Origin of the sequence: Enterococcus sp. AZ196, assembly GCF_050498845.1 — a bacterium.
Lineage (GTDB): Bacteria > Bacillota > Bacilli > Lactobacillales > Enterococcaceae > Enterococcus_A > Enterococcus_A murrayae.
In genome coordinates this window covers 1,431,119-1,447,377 of record NZ_JBIPAM010000001.1, presented here as the reverse complement: position 1 = coordinate 1,447,377, position 16,259 = coordinate 1,431,119, and the positions used below count along the sequence as shown (strand labels likewise).

The 16,259-nt window shown below is 41.7% G+C and carries 14 protein-coding genes and 1 other annotated feature; of the genes, 8 read left to right on the top strand and 6 right to left on the bottom strand.

Annotated elements, in window-relative coordinates:
- Positions 1-65 precede the first annotated feature (65 nt).
- The 3 genes from IGI67_RS07020 to IGI67_RS07010 all read left to right on the top strand — a co-directional run bounded on the left by IGI67_RS07020 (position 66) and on the right by IGI67_RS07010 (position 3,392).
- Positions 66-1,184, top strand: coding sequence for a 1-propanol dehydrogenase PduQ (locus IGI67_RS07020; protein WP_429957235.1), 1,119 nt, complete (start codon positions 66-68; stop codon positions 1,182-1,184).
- Positions 1,185-1,418: 234 nt separating this feature from the next.
- A complete protein-coding gene (locus IGI67_RS07015) occupies positions 1,419-2,135 on the top strand; it encodes an MIP/aquaporin family protein (protein ID WP_207110496.1) in 717 nt (238 codons plus the stop codon).
- Between the two features lie 72 nt (positions 2,136-2,207).
- Entirely contained in the window at positions 2,208-3,392 is a 1,185-nt protein-coding gene (locus IGI67_RS07010; RefSeq protein ID WP_429957234.1) for an acetate/propionate family kinase, read from the top strand.
- Positions 3,393-3,502: 110 nt separating this feature from the next.
- On the opposite strand, the gene IGI67_RS07005 is transcribed toward IGI67_RS07010, so the two are convergent.
- The 5 genes from IGI67_RS07005 to IGI67_RS06985 all read right to left on the bottom strand — a co-directional run bounded on the left by IGI67_RS07005 (position 3,503) and on the right by IGI67_RS06985 (position 7,992).
- Entirely contained in the window at positions 3,503-4,060 is a 558-nt protein-coding gene (locus IGI67_RS07005) for a BMC domain-containing protein (RefSeq protein WP_207110494.1), read from the bottom strand.
- On the bottom strand, positions 4,060-5,406 hold the full coding sequence (locus IGI67_RS07000) for a 4Fe-4S dicluster domain-containing protein (protein ID WP_429957233.1): 1,347 nt from the start codon (positions 5,404-5,406) through the stop codon (positions 4,060-4,062). Before IGI67_RS07000 ends, IGI67_RS07005 begins: the two co-directional genes overlap by 1 nt.
- Positions 5,407-5,450: 44 nt before the next feature.
- Positions 5,451-6,638 carry a phosphotransferase gene (locus IGI67_RS06995; protein WP_429957232.1) on the bottom strand — a complete coding sequence of 396 codons (1,188 nt, stop codon included), beginning with the start codon at positions 6,636-6,638 and terminating at the stop codon, positions 5,451-5,453.
- 254 nt (positions 6,639-6,892) lie between these two features.
- Positions 6,893-7,369: an MGMT family protein gene (locus tag IGI67_RS06990; RefSeq protein ID WP_207110491.1), complete on the bottom strand. Its 477-nt coding sequence runs from the start codon at positions 7,367-7,369 to the stop codon at positions 6,893-6,895.
- Positions 7,370-7,464: 95 nt separating this feature from the next.
- Entirely contained in the window at positions 7,465-7,992 is a 528-nt protein-coding gene (locus IGI67_RS06985; protein WP_429957231.1) for a CDP-alcohol phosphatidyltransferase family protein, read from the bottom strand.
- A gap of 207 nt (positions 7,993-8,199) precedes the next feature.
- Between IGI67_RS06985 and IGI67_RS06980 the strand changes: the two genes are divergently transcribed.
- The 5 genes from IGI67_RS06980 (at position 8,200) to IGI67_RS06960 (ending at position 14,591) form a co-directional block, all read left to right on the top strand.
- Positions 8,200-8,766: an NAD(P)H-dependent oxidoreductase gene (locus tag IGI67_RS06980; protein ID WP_429957230.1), complete on the top strand. Its 567-nt coding sequence runs from the start codon at positions 8,200-8,202 to the stop codon at positions 8,764-8,766.
- Between the two features lie 345 nt (positions 8,767-9,111).
- Entirely contained in the window at positions 9,112-9,963 is an 852-nt protein-coding gene (locus IGI67_RS06975; RefSeq protein WP_207110488.1) for a DUF368 domain-containing protein, read from the top strand.
- Between the two features lie 317 nt (positions 9,964-10,280).
- A complete protein-coding gene (gene proS, locus IGI67_RS06970; protein ID WP_429957229.1) occupies positions 10,281-11,720 on the top strand; it encodes a proline--tRNA ligase in 1,440 nt (479 codons plus the stop codon).
- Between the two features lie 488 nt (positions 11,721-12,208).
- Positions 12,209-13,180, top strand: a complete 972-nt coding sequence (locus IGI67_RS06965; RefSeq protein WP_429957228.1) for a D-2-hydroxyacid dehydrogenase — start codon at positions 12,209-12,211, stop codon at positions 13,178-13,180.
- Positions 13,181-13,586: 406 nt separating this feature from the next.
- The gene (locus tag IGI67_RS06960) at positions 13,587-14,591 is read left to right on the top strand and encodes a hypothetical protein (RefSeq protein WP_429957227.1); all 1,005 of its coding nucleotides are present in this window, start codon (positions 13,587-13,589) and stop codon (positions 14,589-14,591) included.
- Between the two features lie 122 nt (positions 14,592-14,713).
- On the opposite strand, the gene IGI67_RS06955 is transcribed toward IGI67_RS06960, so the two are convergent.
- Positions 14,714-15,649 carry an aldo/keto reductase gene (locus IGI67_RS06955; RefSeq protein WP_429957226.1) on the bottom strand — a complete coding sequence of 312 codons (936 nt, stop codon included), beginning with the start codon at positions 15,647-15,649 and terminating at the stop codon, positions 14,714-14,716.
- A gap of 173 nt (positions 15,650-15,822) precedes the next feature.
- Positions 15,823-16,029, top strand: a binding site (T-box leader).
- Positions 16,030-16,259 lie beyond the last annotated feature (230 nt).

Genomic DNA, 16,259 nt, shown 5'->3' with positions numbered 1-16,259 from the left:
TGATAGCGTGAAATACATCAAGTATAAAACTTACTCTTGGTTAGGGAGAAAGGAGGGAAAGCTATTTGAAAAAATGGTCGATGAAGCCGGAAATTTATTCTGGCTTTGCCAGTCTTGAACGGCTGCAGCAGTTTGAAAAGGAGACCCTCTGTTTTGTATGTGATCCTTATCTGGCTGAGTCTGATAGCTTAAAAAGAATTTTAGGTTATGTGAAGCGGACAAACAGTGTTGAGATTTTTTCTGATATTATCCCAGATCCTCCGATCGAGACTGTCGTACAGGGAATCGAAAATATGACGAGAGTTCAGCCGACAGTGGTCATCGCCGTTGGCGGAGGATCTGCGATCGATACAGCGAAAGCAATGCTGTTTTTCTACAAACGAACGACTGGCAATAAGGTGAAGCGTTTTGTTGCTATACCAACTACTAGCGGGACCGGATCGGAAGTAACAAGCGCCTCTGTTATAACAGACACACAAAATAAAATAAAGTATCCGATTTTTCATGAGGCAATCATTCCTCACGAAGCGATTTTAGATGCGAGCTTGGTCATGTCCAGCCCGCCATCGGTTACAGCTTTCAGCGGTTTGGATGTATTGACTCATGCGATTGAATCATTGGCTTCAGTCAATCGAACAAATTACACAAATGCTTTGGCTGAAAAGGCGACAGAATTGGTCTTTCAGTATTTGCCGACTTGTGTGAATCAAGGCATGGAATTAGAGGCTCGGGTTCAGATGCATGAGGCATCGACACTAGCTGGTCTGGCCTTTGATGCTGCTGGTCTGGGGGTATGTCATGCGATTGCCCACCAGGTAGGAGCAAACTTTAAAGTTCCCCATGGGTTAGCCAATTCGATGCTGCTCCCTTATGTGATAGAAGCGAACAGCAAGAATAAAGAGACAAGAAGGAATTACGCGAGAATTTCACGTAAATTGGGTATTTGCCCACCAAGCCTGCCAGATCATTTGGCTGTTTCGAATCTGTCACAAGCTGTTCAGCAGCTGGCTATTGAGTGCAAAGCACCGATTAAATTGAATAGCTTTGGTGTTCAAGAAGATGCCGCATTACTGGCTGAGGATGCCATCGCAAACAATGCATTAAATGATACAACATTTAAGACCAATCCAATTCAGTTTACGAAAGAAGAAATTAAAGAGATTTATCGCAAGATTATTAAATAAGAATAATAAATGGTAAGAAAATCGTATTCATTTTTCTGCAAGGAAAATAAATACATTAAAAAGAATAAGGATGTCAGTTCCTCTTTTCGCAGATTACTTCAGTAAAAAAGCAAGGAAATAAAAATGAACTAGCTGAAATATGAGCGGTTTAGAGGAATGATATACGGCATGAAAATCAGACTTATTTTTCTGCAAGAAAAATAAATACATTAAAAAGAATAAGGAGGTCTCATGATGAATAGTCCTGTATTTGGTGAATTTTTTGGTACGGTTGTCCTGATCCTTTTTGGTTCAGGTGTCGGTTGTTCCGTCAATTTGAAAGGTACCCTGGCAAAGGGTGTTGGCGCTAGCTGGTTGTATATTGCAATGGGCTGGGGTGTTGCGGTTATGCTGGGAGTTTTGAGCAGTGGTCATTTTGGTTCGCCTGGTCACTTGAATCCAGCGGTGACTATTGGTTTTGCCGTAGCGGGTTCCTTTGAGTGGGGACAAGTAGCGCCATTTATTATCGCTCAGGTAGCGGGTGCATTTGTTGGGGCATTGATTGCTGCGATCCATTTTTGGCCGCACTTTCAACAAACAACGGTGGAAGAAGGAAACAGCGTTGGAATTTTTGCTACTGGACCAGCAATTCCAAACACAGCATTAAACTTAGTTAGTGAAATCATTGCTACTTGTTTCTTTGTATTAGCGATTCAATTAATGCCAGCTGATATTCCTCCAGGATTGCAGCCATTGATGCTTGTATTTGTCTTGATTGGTATTGGTCTATCTCTAGGATCAACCACAGGCTATGCAATCAATCCTTGTCGTGATTTTGGACCGCGTTTGATGTATGCGTTGATGCCAATTCCAAATAAGGGTGATGCGAATTGGGGCTATGCTTGGATTCCAATCGTTGGACCAATCATTGGTGCCTGCATTGCAACTTTATTAGTAAAAGGAATCGGATAAACTTATTACGGTGAATTCGCCTGCTGCTTACTGGCAAAAGGACGGATCTCACTATTGGCAAGGGGGAAGAATATGGCAAATAAAATCATGTCCATCAATGCCGGCAGTTCCTCGTTGAAGTTTCAATTATTCGAGATGCCAGAGGAAGAGCTGTTAATAAAAGGATTATTTGAGCGGATTGGATTAGATGATGAAATGATTTTTTCTTATTCGATGAAGGAGACAAAAGTCAAAACATCGGTTAAGGGGAAAACGCATGAAGAAGCAATCAATTTTCTATTGCACTTTTTGCTGGAAAGAAGCGTCTTAACCAGTTTAGATGAGCTTTCTGGCGTAGGGCACCGAGTTGCTCATGGCGGGGAGGATTTTAAAACATCCAGCCTGGTTGACCAAGAGGCTCTAAAGAAAATCAAGGATCTAAGCAAATTAGCGCCCTTGCACAATCCTGTAAACGTCGTAGGGATCGAAGCGTTGGCAAAAGAATTGCCGGACTGTCCGCAAGTTGCCGTTTTTGATACCTCTTTTCACCAAACGATGGAGGCGAAGAATTATGTTTATCCATTGCCTTATCGTTTTTATGAAGAAGATAGCGTGCGGCGCTATGGGTTTCACGGGACTAGCCATCAATTTGTCGCTTCAGAAGCAGCCAGCTATCTCGAAAAACCACTGGAGTCGCTAAAAATCATTTCTTGTCATTTGGGAAATGGGGCGAGTATTTGTGGTATCAAAGATGGTAAATCAGTGATCACATCAATGGGCTTCACGCCATTGGCAGGTTTGATGATGGGGACGCGATGCGGCGATATAGATCCATCGATTGTTCCGTTTTTGCAAAATGAAAAAAATCTTTCTGCCAGCGATATGGATAAATTGATGAATGCTGAATCCGGGTTTAAAGGCGTGACTGAATTCAGCAGTGATACGCGAGATATTATCAGCGAGGCTGAAAAGGGCAATGAACGAGCGAAATTAGCTTTGGACATGTTTGTCGGTCGTGTCAAACAAACGATCGGGGCTTATGCTGCGGAGCTGGATGGGATCGATGCGTTGATTTTTACTGCGGGAATTGGTGAAAATTCTTCAGAGATCCGTCAGATGATTTGTGAGGATTTAACTTTCTTTGGTATTCAGATCGATCAAAACCAAAATCAGCAAAACAGCAAACGAATCAGTTCGGCGGCATCTTCTGTAGAGGTACTAGTAGTTGAGACGAATGAAGAATTGATGATCGTCAGAGATACGTTTGACTTAATCTAATTAACAAACAGATAGAGCTGGAGGCATTTGCATCCAGCTCTCTTTGGTGAGAATTTAGGGCAGAAAAATACCATGGAGTTCAATTCAATTTGAGTCCATGGTATTTTTTATTATTGGAGAAGACTGTCAATCAGCTCTGGGCGCGGATTAGACAAGACGATCTTGTTAATGAGCATCGCCTGATCTTGGGCGCCGTTTGCGCCTGACTCGACGGCTGCTTTTACTGCGGCCACATCACCAGTCAATGTAACGAAGGATTTTCCAGCGATGCCTGTGCCGAGCTGAATAGCTAGAAGCTCAACATCCGCTGATTTGACAGCGAAGTCTGCTGCAATGATCGAGCCTGTCGCTGAATAATATTCCAGCACACCAACCGCTTGAATGTTTTCAGGAACTTTGGTCATATTGATCGCTTGAATCACAGCAGGATGAATCCGCGGAATCAATAGCTGACCTACTACATAACGACCGCCAAGCTCAGCTCCGACTTCCATCGAACGTTCAATCGCCGCAACCTGGCCGCAGATCATGATGTAATATTTTCCAGGGCAGCTTGCTCGTGCCATGATCAATGTCGCGTCTGCGGCTTTCAGCATGTAGTCCACGACTTCGATTCCCTTAGCGATACTGTTCAATTCTAAAAATCCGATCGTATCCATTATTTTCATTAGTTGCCCCTTCTTTCAATTGTAATACTTTCAGCTACAGCAGTTACTGTGCCGGCAATGCTGGCATGAATATCTGCCCCCAGCGCTTTCTCAGGCTTTCTTCCAATCAAATCGCCAACCTTGACTTGATCGCCAACTTGAATTGCTGGCTCACAAGGTGCTCCGATATGCATTTTCAGTGGAATGTTGACGCTGCTTGCTTCATGCTTATGAAGTTCTTCCACTTTTAAATCAGCGTATTGCTTCAGTCCATCCTTCAGTAAAATTTTCACTGGTGGAACCTGTTGATACTCACGCATCAAAGTTGGAGTGAGCGGCTTATCATCTTTCTGATAGCGAATCCCTTTTTCTGCTAAGCGCTGTTTCACATAGATGTTGACCTGACGCGGCAGCAGATCCATTGGACAAGCGATCGCTTCACAAATGCCGCATTCACAACATAGGAGTGCTTCCTTCCAAATCGGGTCATCATCAATATCATCAGGTATATCCGTGATCGTCAGATGCCTCATCACGCGGTGCGGATGAATTGGATGTCCAATTTGATAACGAGGACATAGCTCGGTACATAAGCGGCATTGGATACAGGAGGTTCGGGCTTTGTTGATCATTTGAGGGATCTCTTTTTCTAGCAATTCATAGATAAAGTCCCGCTTTTCCATAATAATGATCCCAGAAGTCGTTTTCGTAACAACCTGTTGAGAAAAATCTTCCTTAGTTCCCGTTTTCCCCATCATTGGACCGCCGTTGATAAACATGAAATCATCGATCGTCGCGCCGCCGGCTAAAGCCAAACAGTCATCAAAAGAAGTGCCGATCGGAACTTCTAAGATTTTCGGTTCTTTGACTGCGCCTGTGATGGTCAATAGTTTATGAGTGACGCTTATTCCTTGTTGCGCTTGGTAAATATTAAGCATGGTGGAAATGTTGGAGATGACACAACCGACTTCTATCGGAATCCCTCCCGGCGGAACCGTCCGTCCCGTAACCTCAAAAACCATGACCTGTTCGTCACCTGCTGGGTAAAAGTTCTTCATTTTGAAGATTGAGATTGGCGCTCCTTGTTCTTGGATTGCTTTTTCCAAGGCCGCGATTTCCTTTGTGTAATGGCCTTTTGTTGCGATCACTAGGTGCTTGGCTTTTAATAATTGTCCGACCGCTGCGATGGCCTGAACACACTCTTGAGCATAATGATTCATGACATAGTGGTCTGTTTTCAAAAGCGGTTCGCATTCTGCTGCGTTGATAATAAAATACTCTGCTTCGGTATTGTATTTGACTGCAGTAGGAAAACCTGCGCCTCCGCAGCCTACGATACCGGCCGAAGTGATTTGTTCCAATAGCATACTCGTTCCTCATTTCTTTAAGTTAAATAAGAGCGGTTACATTTTTATAGGATTAATTGCTGTAAAAAATTATTTCGGGTTGTTTGGATCAATTGGCAAGCCGCTTCAGTGGTTGAGAGCTGTCCGCGCTTTTTGAACAATGCTTGTGCCAGCATCATGGAAAGCCCTTTTGCCAAGAATGTCTTTTCAGGACTAGCTAAGCAATCAAAATCTGGAAATTCTCCCAAATTGGCGATTCGATTGATATTAGCCATAGCCAAGTAGCCCAGCGAATCTTGTAAAATTTCTAAGAAGCAGTCCTTCTGAGCCCCAGCTGCATGGTCTGAAAAATAAGTAAAATACGTTTTATAGGTATCCTTAATGACCTGCAATAGGAACTCACACATGGAAGCATCGCCTTTGATACTGAAGGCCGCATATTGAGACAGGATGTTGGCTAAGAAATAGCCGATATCGTAGGAAAAGGGTCCCGTCATGGTGTATTCCATATCGATTACTTTAAAAGAATTCTGCGAAACAAAAATATTGGAAGAATGAAAATCGCCATGGATCAAACACTCGTCCTTAGTAGAAATACGTTCAATCAAGGTGTTCCACTCTTGCTTTATGACAGGCTCCTCTAAAATTGCATCCAGAATATCCAGCAGTGCTTCTTCATAGGCTGTTTTCGGTTCAGCATTTCTTGGCGGCGGCTTCAAAATGAAATCCGTGATAATGATCCGCATGTCGCCATTTTGAAAATAGCTTTTTAACGCATGCCAATAGTCGGGGGAGAGCTTCATTTTTGACGTTGCTAAATGTGTCCGAGCAAGATATTCTCCGACCTGTTTTCCCAAACGCGGAAATTGCTGACCGCGGCAAAGTGAAAAGCGCAAGACCGTTAAGTAGGAGAGATCCTCCATAACAAAAAGATGGGCTGCGGGATCGGCAAAATAGGTTTCAGGAACCATCTGGGGAGCTAAACCGGCTCGCAGCTGATAGGTCATGTACTCCAAATAATTCCGTTTAGGATCGATCGGAGCTAGTGCGATACCGCTGGAGACGGTCGTTTTTGAATGCTTCGTAATGTATTTTTTATTGCCTTGTTTGAGGATATAAAGATAATTCAAATAGCCATCAACGTATTTGTCCTTTTCGTTGGAAAGAGCCGTCACGATGAGGGGACTAGTTTTATTGAAAAGGGTGGTTCGTTGAAGCAAATAATCTGCGAGCGTATGTTCACTAATCTCCATCGTTTTCCTCCTGTTTGAAATTGAAAAATAGAATGTTTTCTGGGAGCGCATTGAAGCCTTTAAATAAAATGGATATCCCGCAAAAATCCTATCCTATCAACCATTTTATCGAATCTAAGTAGGAAAATATATAATAAAAATATGCACTGTAGGGTGAATCAAGGAAAAGCCTTTCATGACTTGAATCACAAAAAAAGTGCAAATAAATTGAGCAAAAAAATACAATAAAAAAACCGTCTTCGTAAAGAAAACGGCTATAACTCATACATTGATTCTTCGTAATTTTCAACATAATAACGGAAATTTTTTCTTCCACGGCGAATGATCGTATGACCTTCAGCTTCAAGCTTTTCGATTTGCGCCTCCACACCGCCGGGAAACTTCGGTTGGAGCTCTCCTTTTGCTTTTAATGTTCGCCAATAAGGTGTGGGGTCTGTGTCACGCTGTTCACTTGCCCAAGCAGCGATCGAGATAAAAGCGCCTGCTGTAATTGGCTCGGTGAAGTCACCGCCGTTTTGTTTGGCTAGAAAGTCTCTGATCGCACTGGTAGTAATGATTTTGCCATAAGGAATCCTCTTCATAAGCGCATCATAATCCAATGGGGGTGCGAAGTACATCTTTGTTCCGCCATAGCGTTTGATCGTCGCCTCATCGGTGACAATCTGCATCTTCGGCATTCCTTTATCTTCATTCAGCATTGCATTGAAATCCTTTTGATCCTCATTTGCCATGAGGGCCACCTCCTAACAGTCCAATTAGTAGTCATTACGCGCGTAAGTCCTATGACTAGTTTACCCAGTAGAAAAGTATCATGCAATGAGACAGTTTAATGTTTATGAAAAATCGTCGGCACATTTTTATCCAGCTTTTTAGTAGTCCATACGATCAAAAACTCTTCGATAGCGGATAAGCAGCCGCAAATCAAAAGAATGATCCCAAAAGGAGTGACCGGAATGATGAGCAAAATAATCGGAGACAAAAAGAGCAACAGTCCAGTCAATTTGTTCAGATAGGTATGCAGACTGGCGAATTGATGGAAACGAAGGGCGCCAATTAAATAAGTGAGACAGCGAATCAGGACGATGACTAGCGCGCCCCACAATAGAAATGCCGGCAATTTGATCGTTAAAATTATTTTTAGCACGACGACAATGAAGAAAATCAAATCAGCGATACTATCCAAAAAAGTGCCAAAAACGCTCATCCAATTCATTTTTCGAGCGATCCAGCCATCGAGGATATCTGTCACTCCTGCAAAGAAATAAAGTGGAAAGAAGAAACGATCGGAGACGACGAGTATCAACAGGGAAGCTAGGATGCGAAAAATGGTCAATAGATTAGGTATGTACTTCAAACAATCACTCCTTTATCAGTGGATCGATTTTATTTTTCTGGTAGAGAATCCGCTCCTTGAACGGGTGTCTTTGTAAAAAAAGAAAGGGTATTTCTTCTAAGTTATAACTTAACTTTATCATGTTCTTAGCTTGTTTGACATGTAACTGAAATCAAAATGTAATGAATTTGTGCTACTTTTGATAAAAAGGGTAAAGAGGAGACGAAAATGACAACAACATTGATTATTGATCATCCGTGGAAGGGCAGTTTTAATCATGGTGTCCTGAACAAATTGGTCGCAGGTCTGGACCAAGACCAAAAAATCTATCAGGTGATCGATCTAAATAAAGACGGCTTTGATCCAGTCATGAAGCAAGAGGAATTGGCCGTTTACCAAAGTGGCTCCGTTTTAGATCCATTGGTGTTGCATTACATGAGCTTGCTGCGGGAAACGACACAGTTGGTATTGATTTTTCCCATTTGGTGGTACAGCTCACCGGCAAGTTTAAAGGGCTTTCTTGATAAAGTACTGCTAAATGATTTCGCTTTTTTTGATGGCGGCAACGGTATTCAGCCTTTGTTATCCGTCGATTCGGTCGTAGTCTTCACCACCTCTGACCAGCCTACGGAAAGCTTGGAGCAGCGCTGCACCCGAAGCTACAAACATCAGCTGACAACCACATTAGAGGATATTGGTATGCGCAATATTTCTTGGTATCATATCGGCTCAGTGAAAAATTTGACGGAGGAAGAGCGTCAAGAGTATCTTGATTCGGTTTATAGTAAAATTTAAAAGGATTCGGAGCTCAGCAGTCAGTTTGAGCTCCGTTTTTTATTTTATCACTTCAGCTGCTTTGGTAGGCGGTCGATTCAAAATAAGTAAAATAATTAAGGAGAAAAAATAACTTTTAACAGAAAATAAAATTTTGTCGCAATCTCAAAAGTTTCTTTAAGTTTTCTCTATCTAGCCGCTAGATGGTCTTGCGCCGCCTACTTTTTATCGGTACACTGCTAAGGTACAAAAGAAATACCCATTTTATTTTAGGCAATAAAGTAGTATATGTAACAACAGATGGATTCATTTTTCCCATTGTGAAGAATGAACTCTTTTAAATGAACTAGGAGGACTTATTTTTTTATGGAAAACGAAAAAGCAACACAGCCGAATAAAAGCGACTGGTTTTTACGCTTCATCAAAGGAATGTTCATCGGCTCGGGATTTATTCTACCAGGTGTCAGCGGCGGAGCTCTGGCAGCAGTATTTGGTATTTATGAACGGATTATTTCATTTTTGGCGCACATTACAAAGAACTTTAAAGAGAATGTCTTATTTTTCATTCCAGTCGGTCTAGGCGGCTTAACAGGAGTGTTCGTACTTTCATTTGCGGTCAGCTTCTTGCTGGGCGAGTTTGAAACGATCATGCTGTGGTTCTTTGTCGGCTGTATCATCGGAACAGTGCCGGCCTTGTGGAAGGAAGCAGGAAAGAAAGGGCGAGGAACAAAGGATTATGTGATTATCGCTGTTAGTTTTGTTGTCGGCTTCTTGTTCTTATGGAAGGGCTCTGGCTTGTTTGGTACTGTTGACCAAAACTTTTTCACTTGGATGATCGCAGGAGCGTTAATTGGTTTAGGGTTGATCGTGCCAGGTCTCAGCCCTTCAAACTTCTTAGTGTATATGGGCATGTATAAGGCGATGGCCGATGGCTTCAAAACAGTTGATATGGGTGTCATCATTCCTATTGGAATCGGCGGATTAGTGACGGTCTTGAGCTTATCGAAGGTCATGGATTGGGTTTTCAGCCGTTATTATGCACCGATGTATCATTTTATTTTAGGGATTGTTTTTGCTTCAACGGTCATGATTGTACCGACAGATTATAGCGGAATCGGCTTCCTTGGATTCCTTGGTTGTGCGGTTTTATGTGTTTTAGGTGCGGCTTTAGGATGGTGGATGAGCCGTCTAGAAGAACGCTATGTTCCAGAAGATTAGAAAAAAATTTGAAATTGGGGCTTGCATTTTTGATGAGAAGTCTTTAATATGGTGTTAAGCATTTGGACTAGTAATAAATTTTATCGGCAGCAGAGAGTTGATTCACCGTCTGAAAGATCAACACGCCCTCTGAGATTTATGAACCTACCAAAGTTGATTGCTGTGAAAGCAGCACGCGACTCCAGCGTTATTGGAGCTGAAAGTTGGGTCGGCATAGTCTGACCAAGCAAGGTGGTACCGCGAAATTATCCGTTTCGTCCTTACAAGTTGTAGGGATGGAACGGTTTTTTTATTTTTATTTTTAGGAGGAAGCATGAATGACAAACTTACAAAAAGAAGATTTTTCAAAATGGTATTTACAAACAATCCAAAAAGCTGACTTAATGGATTATTCACCTGTTCGTGGCTGTATCATCTTTAAACCAGATGGCTGGGAATTATGGGAACATATTCAAGAGGACTTTAACAAATACCTAAAAACACAAGACATTCGTAATGTCTACTTCCCAATGCTGATTCCTAAACATTTCTTGGAAAAAGAAGAAGAGCACGTAGAAGGTTTTGCACCAGAATTACCATGGTTGACGAAGGTCGGCGATGAGGAGTTAGAAGAGCCATATGCGTTGCGTCCAACATCTGAAACATTGATCGGGGATGCCTTCTCTAATTGGATCAATTCTTACCGTGATCTTCCTTACGAAATCAACCAATGGGCGAACGTTTTCCGTTGGGAGAAAAAGACGATGCCTTTCTTACGTACGTCAGAATTTTTATGGCAGGAAGGTCATACGGCACACGAATCAGAAGAAAATGCTCGTGAACGGACAATGGGTATCCTAGAAGCTTATGCTACGTTGATCGAAGACACATTGGCGATCCCAGTATATCGTGGACAAAAAACACCTTCTGAACGTTTTGCCGGAGCGGTGGATACTTATTCTGTAGAGGCAATGATGCGTGACGGGAAAGCCGTCCAAGCAGGAACGTCTCATTACCTTGGTCAGAATTTTGCGGAAGCCTTCGACATTAAATTCTTGAACCGTAATAACGAACATGAGCATGTATACACAACTTCTTGGGGAATTTCAACTCGTTTGATCGGCTCATTGATCATGGTTCATGGGGACGAACAAGGACTTGTATTACCACCAAAAGTAGCGCCAACACAAGTGATTTTGATTCCAGTTGGACCTTGGCAAAAGAATCCAGCGATTCTTGATAAATTGCACGAATTAAAAGCTTCGTTAGTTGAAAAAGGCTTGCGTGTTCGTATCGATGAAACAGACAACACACCAGGCTATAAGTTCAACGAATGGGAATTAAAGGGTGCGCCATTACGAGTAGAATTCGGCCCTCGCGACTTAGAGAACAATCAAGCCGTAATCAAAATGCGTGATCTTGATGACAAGGAATCCGTGTCATTAGACAGCATCGAAGATTACATCGTGGAACAACTAGATGTTATGCAAAAACGTTTATTCGTAAGTGCGCAAAAACGCTATGAAGCGAATGAACATACTGATATTGATACTTTAGATGAATTGAAAGCACACATTGAAAAATCTAAAGAAGCCGGTGAAATCCCAGGATTTGTTTTGATTGGTTGGGATGGCAGCGATGAAACTGAAGCTAAGATCAAAGAAGAGACTGGCTTCACGACACGAAATATTCCATTTAACCCGCCTGTTGAAAAAACAGTCGACATCGTTAGTGGAAAGCCTGCGAAACACACTGTTTGGATCGCACGCGCTTATTAATTTGAGGAAGTCCGCTACAGCATCACTTTTATATATAGAAAGTTTTTGCAATTACTGTTTTATCAATCAGCCACCAGTAAGCAGGACGGTCGAGAATTTGGTTTCCCAAAAAGGTTGATCTGTGCGGTTATATTCTTAGAGTCTGGAACGATCAAAGACATTTGATTGTTCCAGGCTTGTTTTGTGAGCTCAACTTTTCGTAGCTTAGCGGTTTCGAGGGAAGCATAAATTTTTTAAATCTATCAATTTACGGGAAGCATGGTTAGATCACATGGGAAGTGATCATAAAAGCTAGTTGTCAGTTTTTTTCTTCCTGCTTTAGCTGGTTAGAAAAAAGATATGCGTACGATGCTGGGCTCCTTTTTCCGTACTTTGGAAAAAGGTATTCATATAATTTAATGGAATCGGCTCAAATAATGAAGGAATTTTCTTTACAGCAATTAAATTTCAATGCTATTGTTTAGTGAAATGAATGATGGAGGGATCACATGAAAATTGTTGTATTAGACGGTCGCGCGTTGAATCCAGGTGATTTAAGCTGGCAGGGTTTTGAAGAATATGGAGAAGTCGTGGTTTATGACCGGACTTCTTATACTGATAAGCAGGAAATTATTGAACGGATCGGCAATGCGGAAGCGATTCTAACAAACAAGACACCAATTGATGAAGTCGTTCTGGCAGCTGTGCCTCAATTAAAATATATTGGTGTGGTCGCGACAGGGTATAACGTTGTAGACATAGAGGCAGCGAGAAAACGAGGGATACCAGTCACAAATATTCCGGCATATGGAACCGATGCCGTGGCGCAGTCCACGTTTGCATTGTTATTGGAGATCGCGAACCAAGTTGGTCTGCACAACCAATCTGTACACCAAGGAGAGTGGCAGGAAAGCATTGATTTCACCTATTGGAAATCTCCGTTAATGGAGTTAAGAGGGAAAACATTAGGATTGATCGGTTTTGGCGAGATTGCGCAAGCAGTCGCGAAAATCGCTCATGCTTTCAATATGAATGTCATTTATTGGAATCATCGACCAAAGGAGTCGCAGGCTGAGTGGCTGCGTCAGGTTTCCTTAGAAGAGCTCTATCAACAAGCAGACATTATCAGTCTGCATGTCCCTCAAACCTCAGAGACGGAAAAAATGATCAATCAGGATGCAATCCAGCAAATGAAGGACGGAGTCATCTTGTTGAATACTGCACGCGGAGGGCTGTTGGATGAAGCAGCAGTGGCTAAAGCGTTGGATGAGGAGAAAATTTATGCAGCGGGAGTTGATGTCGTTTTGAAAGAGCCGATGACGGCAGATAACCCATTGTTAAAAGCAAAAAATTGTTTTATCACGCCTCATATTGCTTGGGCACCGTTGGAGACACGGACCCGCTTGATGGGAATCGCTGTAGACAATTTTGCGGCTTTTCTAGCTGGGAAAGAGAAAAACGTAGTAAATAAAAGAGGATAGAGGTTCAGCATTTCTGCTTAAATGATGGAAAAATGGATGAGCATTCTGATAAAAGATACTGCCTTTTTTAACGAGGCGGTATCTTTTTTGTTAAGAAAAAATGTCATAATCAGAAATTGAGATTACTCAGTCTATTTGAAAAAAATACATAAACGTTCCTGACGAAGCATTGCTAAACACAGTACATAATTAATAGTTATTTTTTAAGTTGATAATCCAAATGATAAAGATAGTAAATAGTCTGAAAAGTTATTACCCAAAAGCTTTATAAAAATTTACGGATAAGAATACTTAGCTGAACCTATTTACAACCGAGTTATTTTATGTATAAAATATCGTTGTGAACGGTTACATAGTAATGATTATAAGATAGTAACTACAGACTAATGGATGGAGGATGAAATAAATGAAGGAAGCGGTATTAGGGAAAAGACAAATTTTTGGTATGTTGAGAAAGAGTTTGGAGAAGCGTGTGATTCAGCGCTATGAACAGACAAGAAATGCCGCAGAGATTGTTGAGACTGCTGTAGCTCTTCTGATTCGCGACGCACTTTCGGTTGTAGATTTTTCCTTCATGTTTCCAGAGGTTATCCGCGAGATCTACTTAACTGCTAAACCTGATGATTGCTTGCGCCGTCACTGTGTCTATTTTCAGAACTATTTTTCCGGTGAGGAAGAATGGCAAACGGTCATCCATCGTCTATTTAAGAGTAAAGAAGAATATCATGAGTTTACCAAGGAAACTTGTTTATATAGAGAATTATTAGAGAAAAAGGCCCTAGAAACGGCTGAAAAATCCGATTTTCAATTTGATCTTGTCTCGATTTTTAAAGATACGAATGGGAAACGCTACACGTGGACACTGCGAGATACAAAACGTGTTTCTCGAGGATTGGAGGGTGAGACCGCCGAAGTGCTGGAAATTTTGACTACCTTAACGATTTTCCAAGCGTCAGGAGTTCGTCGTTTTGCAGAATACGTGAAATTCAAAAGCGTTTTATCGAGTATTGATGCGTGGCACGAAGCCGATCCAGAAGAGCAGGAAGAATCGCCTGCTTTGGAGTCGACCGAGGACAGACAACAGACTTCAGTGCAAACTGAACAAAAAGAGCTGACTTCAAAGTCTTCAAATGAACGTATCAATCAAAAGCCACTCGATCAAGGTACGGCAGATCAAGCAGACAAACTGCGCTCACTTTTGGAGAATTTGCCGCTAAGTGAGGGAAGTACGAAGGCATTCGCGAATAATCCTATTGCGGCAAAGAGTCCTCATATAAAGAAAACCGCTGAGAATCCGCAAGAATCGCAGACCTCCAACAGGCGGCTCGACAAAGCTGAGGAGCATAGTAAGCAAGTACCCGAGAAGAAAAGCTGGGAATATACAATCAAAAAACTACTTGGCAAGGTGTAGCTGCGTGTTTGATTTGAGGATGGTACTCCTTTTCATCCCCAATTAGGAAATAATACGCAAAAAAACGAGCACCAAAGTACTCGTCTTTACATGATTTAAAGAAAAAAGCGATTCTTTTTCTTCTATTTAAATAGTTGATCGATCTTATCGAAATCCTCAGTGGTTAATCGAATATCAACTGCCTTGGCATTTGCTTCGACTTGGTCTGGACGTTTTGCTCCAGGGATGACGATATCGATTTGCGGATGCTTCATATACCACGCTAAGACTAACTGGGTAATGGTCATATCATAATTTTTCGCGATTGGTGCTAATTGGTCAACCTTTTTAATAATTGCTGCAAAGCGTTCTCCCTTGAAGTCAGGATTTTTACTGCGTAAATCACTATCTTCAAAGTGGGCTTCTTTGTCATACTTTCCTGTTAACAGGCCAGAATCTAATGGATAGTATGGGACAAAGCTGATATTGTTTGCCTTTAGATATGGGAATAATTCTTGCTCATGCTCTCGGTGAATCAGGCTGAAGCGTTCCTCGACGATATCGACATAGCCGTCTTGATTGGCTTCTTTTAGCTGCTCCAATGAAAAATTAGAGACTCCGATGGCACGAATTTTCCCTTCTTCTTTCAATTGATGCAAAGCAGCCACCGCTTCATTTTTCGGCGTATCTTCGTCGGGAAAATGGATGTAGAAGATATCAATATAATCTGTTTGAAGTCTCTGCAGAGCGGCTTCTACGGCATTTCGCAAAAATTCTGGTGAATTATTGAATTTGCCATCCTGCTGCATGTCATGAGCGGCTTTGGTTGCTACGATTACTCGTGAGCGGTCAAATTCCGGTTCCTGTAAAACTTCTCCGATCAATTCCTCAGAACGTCCGCGCCCATAAGAAAAAGCCGTATCCAGCAAAGTAATGCCATTGTTAATAGCGGTACGAACAACGTCTTTTCCAATTTCGTCGGTCAAATTAGGATAAAGGTTGTGTCCGCCTACCGCATTGGTACCCAAGCCAAGGGCACTCGCGTAGACTTGTGATTTTCCAACTCGTACATCAGTCATTTAATTTCCACTCCTTGTATTTTGTTTCATTAAAGAAACGCTCATTCTTTTTCAAGTTTAAAATAAAGTATGGAAAAAAGCGACCATTCTTTTTTATTATTCAGATATAGCCTGGAAATCACTTGACTTTCGATGTTTTTTTTAGTAGCTTAAGAAGAGATAAAAACATCAATGAAATATCTATGAAGGAACCAGTAAATTACCAAAAAACGTACAGAAAAAATTGCCTTGGCTGAAAGCAATTTCGTGAGAAGTAATTGAAAGACAGTCTGGAGATGAGTGCGTGCAAAGCCGCTCCGTTACGCAAGCGTTAATTGCTAGAGAAAAAGAGGAGAACTCTTTTTAAAAATAGGTGGTACCGCGAAACTTTCGCCCTTGTTCATTCGAACAAGGGCTTTTTTGTCAGTCACGCTTTTTGCAGTATTAACAGTGGAAATATGTATCACCATGATAAAACCTGTTTTTGCTCAGTCAGTTTAGCGTGATGATATGCGTACGAGGATAAATTCATTTTTCTGGTTTTTAGAAAAATGATTTCCATAGTACGAGCTAGCTGCTAGTTTACCAGTTTCATTTCTTACCTTAACAAGTCAGGACATTAAATACATTA

What these genes read in the sequence shown, in the direction of transcription:
- IGI67_RS07015 (WP_207110496.1), top strand. Translation starts at nt 1,419, where the DNA reads ATGAATAGTCCTGTATTTGGTGAATTTTTTGGTACGGTTGTCCTGATC.
- IGI67_RS07010 (WP_429957234.1), top strand. Translation starts at nt 2,208, where the DNA reads ATGGCAAATAAAATCATGTCCATCAATGCCGGCAGTTCCTCGTTGAAG.
- IGI67_RS07005 (WP_207110494.1), bottom strand. Translation starts at nt 4,060, where the DNA reads ATGAAAATAATGGATACGATCGGATTTTTAGAATTGAACAGTATCGCT.
- IGI67_RS07000 (WP_429957233.1), bottom strand. Translation starts at nt 5,406, where the DNA reads ATGCTATTGGAACAAATCACTTCGGCCGGTATCGTAGGCTGCGGAGGC.
- IGI67_RS06995 (WP_429957232.1), bottom strand. Translation starts at nt 6,638, where the DNA reads ATGGAGATTAGTGAACATACGCTCGCAGATTATTTGCTTCAACGAACC.
- IGI67_RS06990 (WP_207110491.1), bottom strand. Translation starts at nt 7,369, where the DNA reads ATGGCAAATGAGGATCAAAAGGATTTCAATGCAATGCTGAATGAAGAT.
- IGI67_RS06980 (WP_429957230.1), top strand. Translation starts at nt 8,200, where the DNA reads ATGACAACAACATTGATTATTGATCATCCGTGGAAGGGCAGTTTTAAT.
- IGI67_RS06975 (WP_207110488.1), top strand. Translation starts at nt 9,112, where the DNA reads ATGGAAAACGAAAAAGCAACACAGCCGAATAAAAGCGACTGGTTTTTA.
- proS (WP_429957229.1), top strand. Translation starts at nt 10,281, where the DNA reads ATGACAAACTTACAAAAAGAAGATTTTTCAAAATGGTATTTACAAACA.
- IGI67_RS06965 (WP_429957228.1), top strand. Translation starts at nt 12,209, where the DNA reads ATGAAAATTGTTGTATTAGACGGTCGCGCGTTGAATCCAGGTGATTTA.
- IGI67_RS06960 (WP_429957227.1), top strand. Translation starts at nt 13,587, where the DNA reads ATGAAGGAAGCGGTATTAGGGAAAAGACAAATTTTTGGTATGTTGAGA.
- IGI67_RS06955 (WP_429957226.1), bottom strand. Translation starts at nt 15,649, where the DNA reads ATGACTGATGTACGAGTTGGAAAATCACAAGTCTACGCGAGTGCCCTT.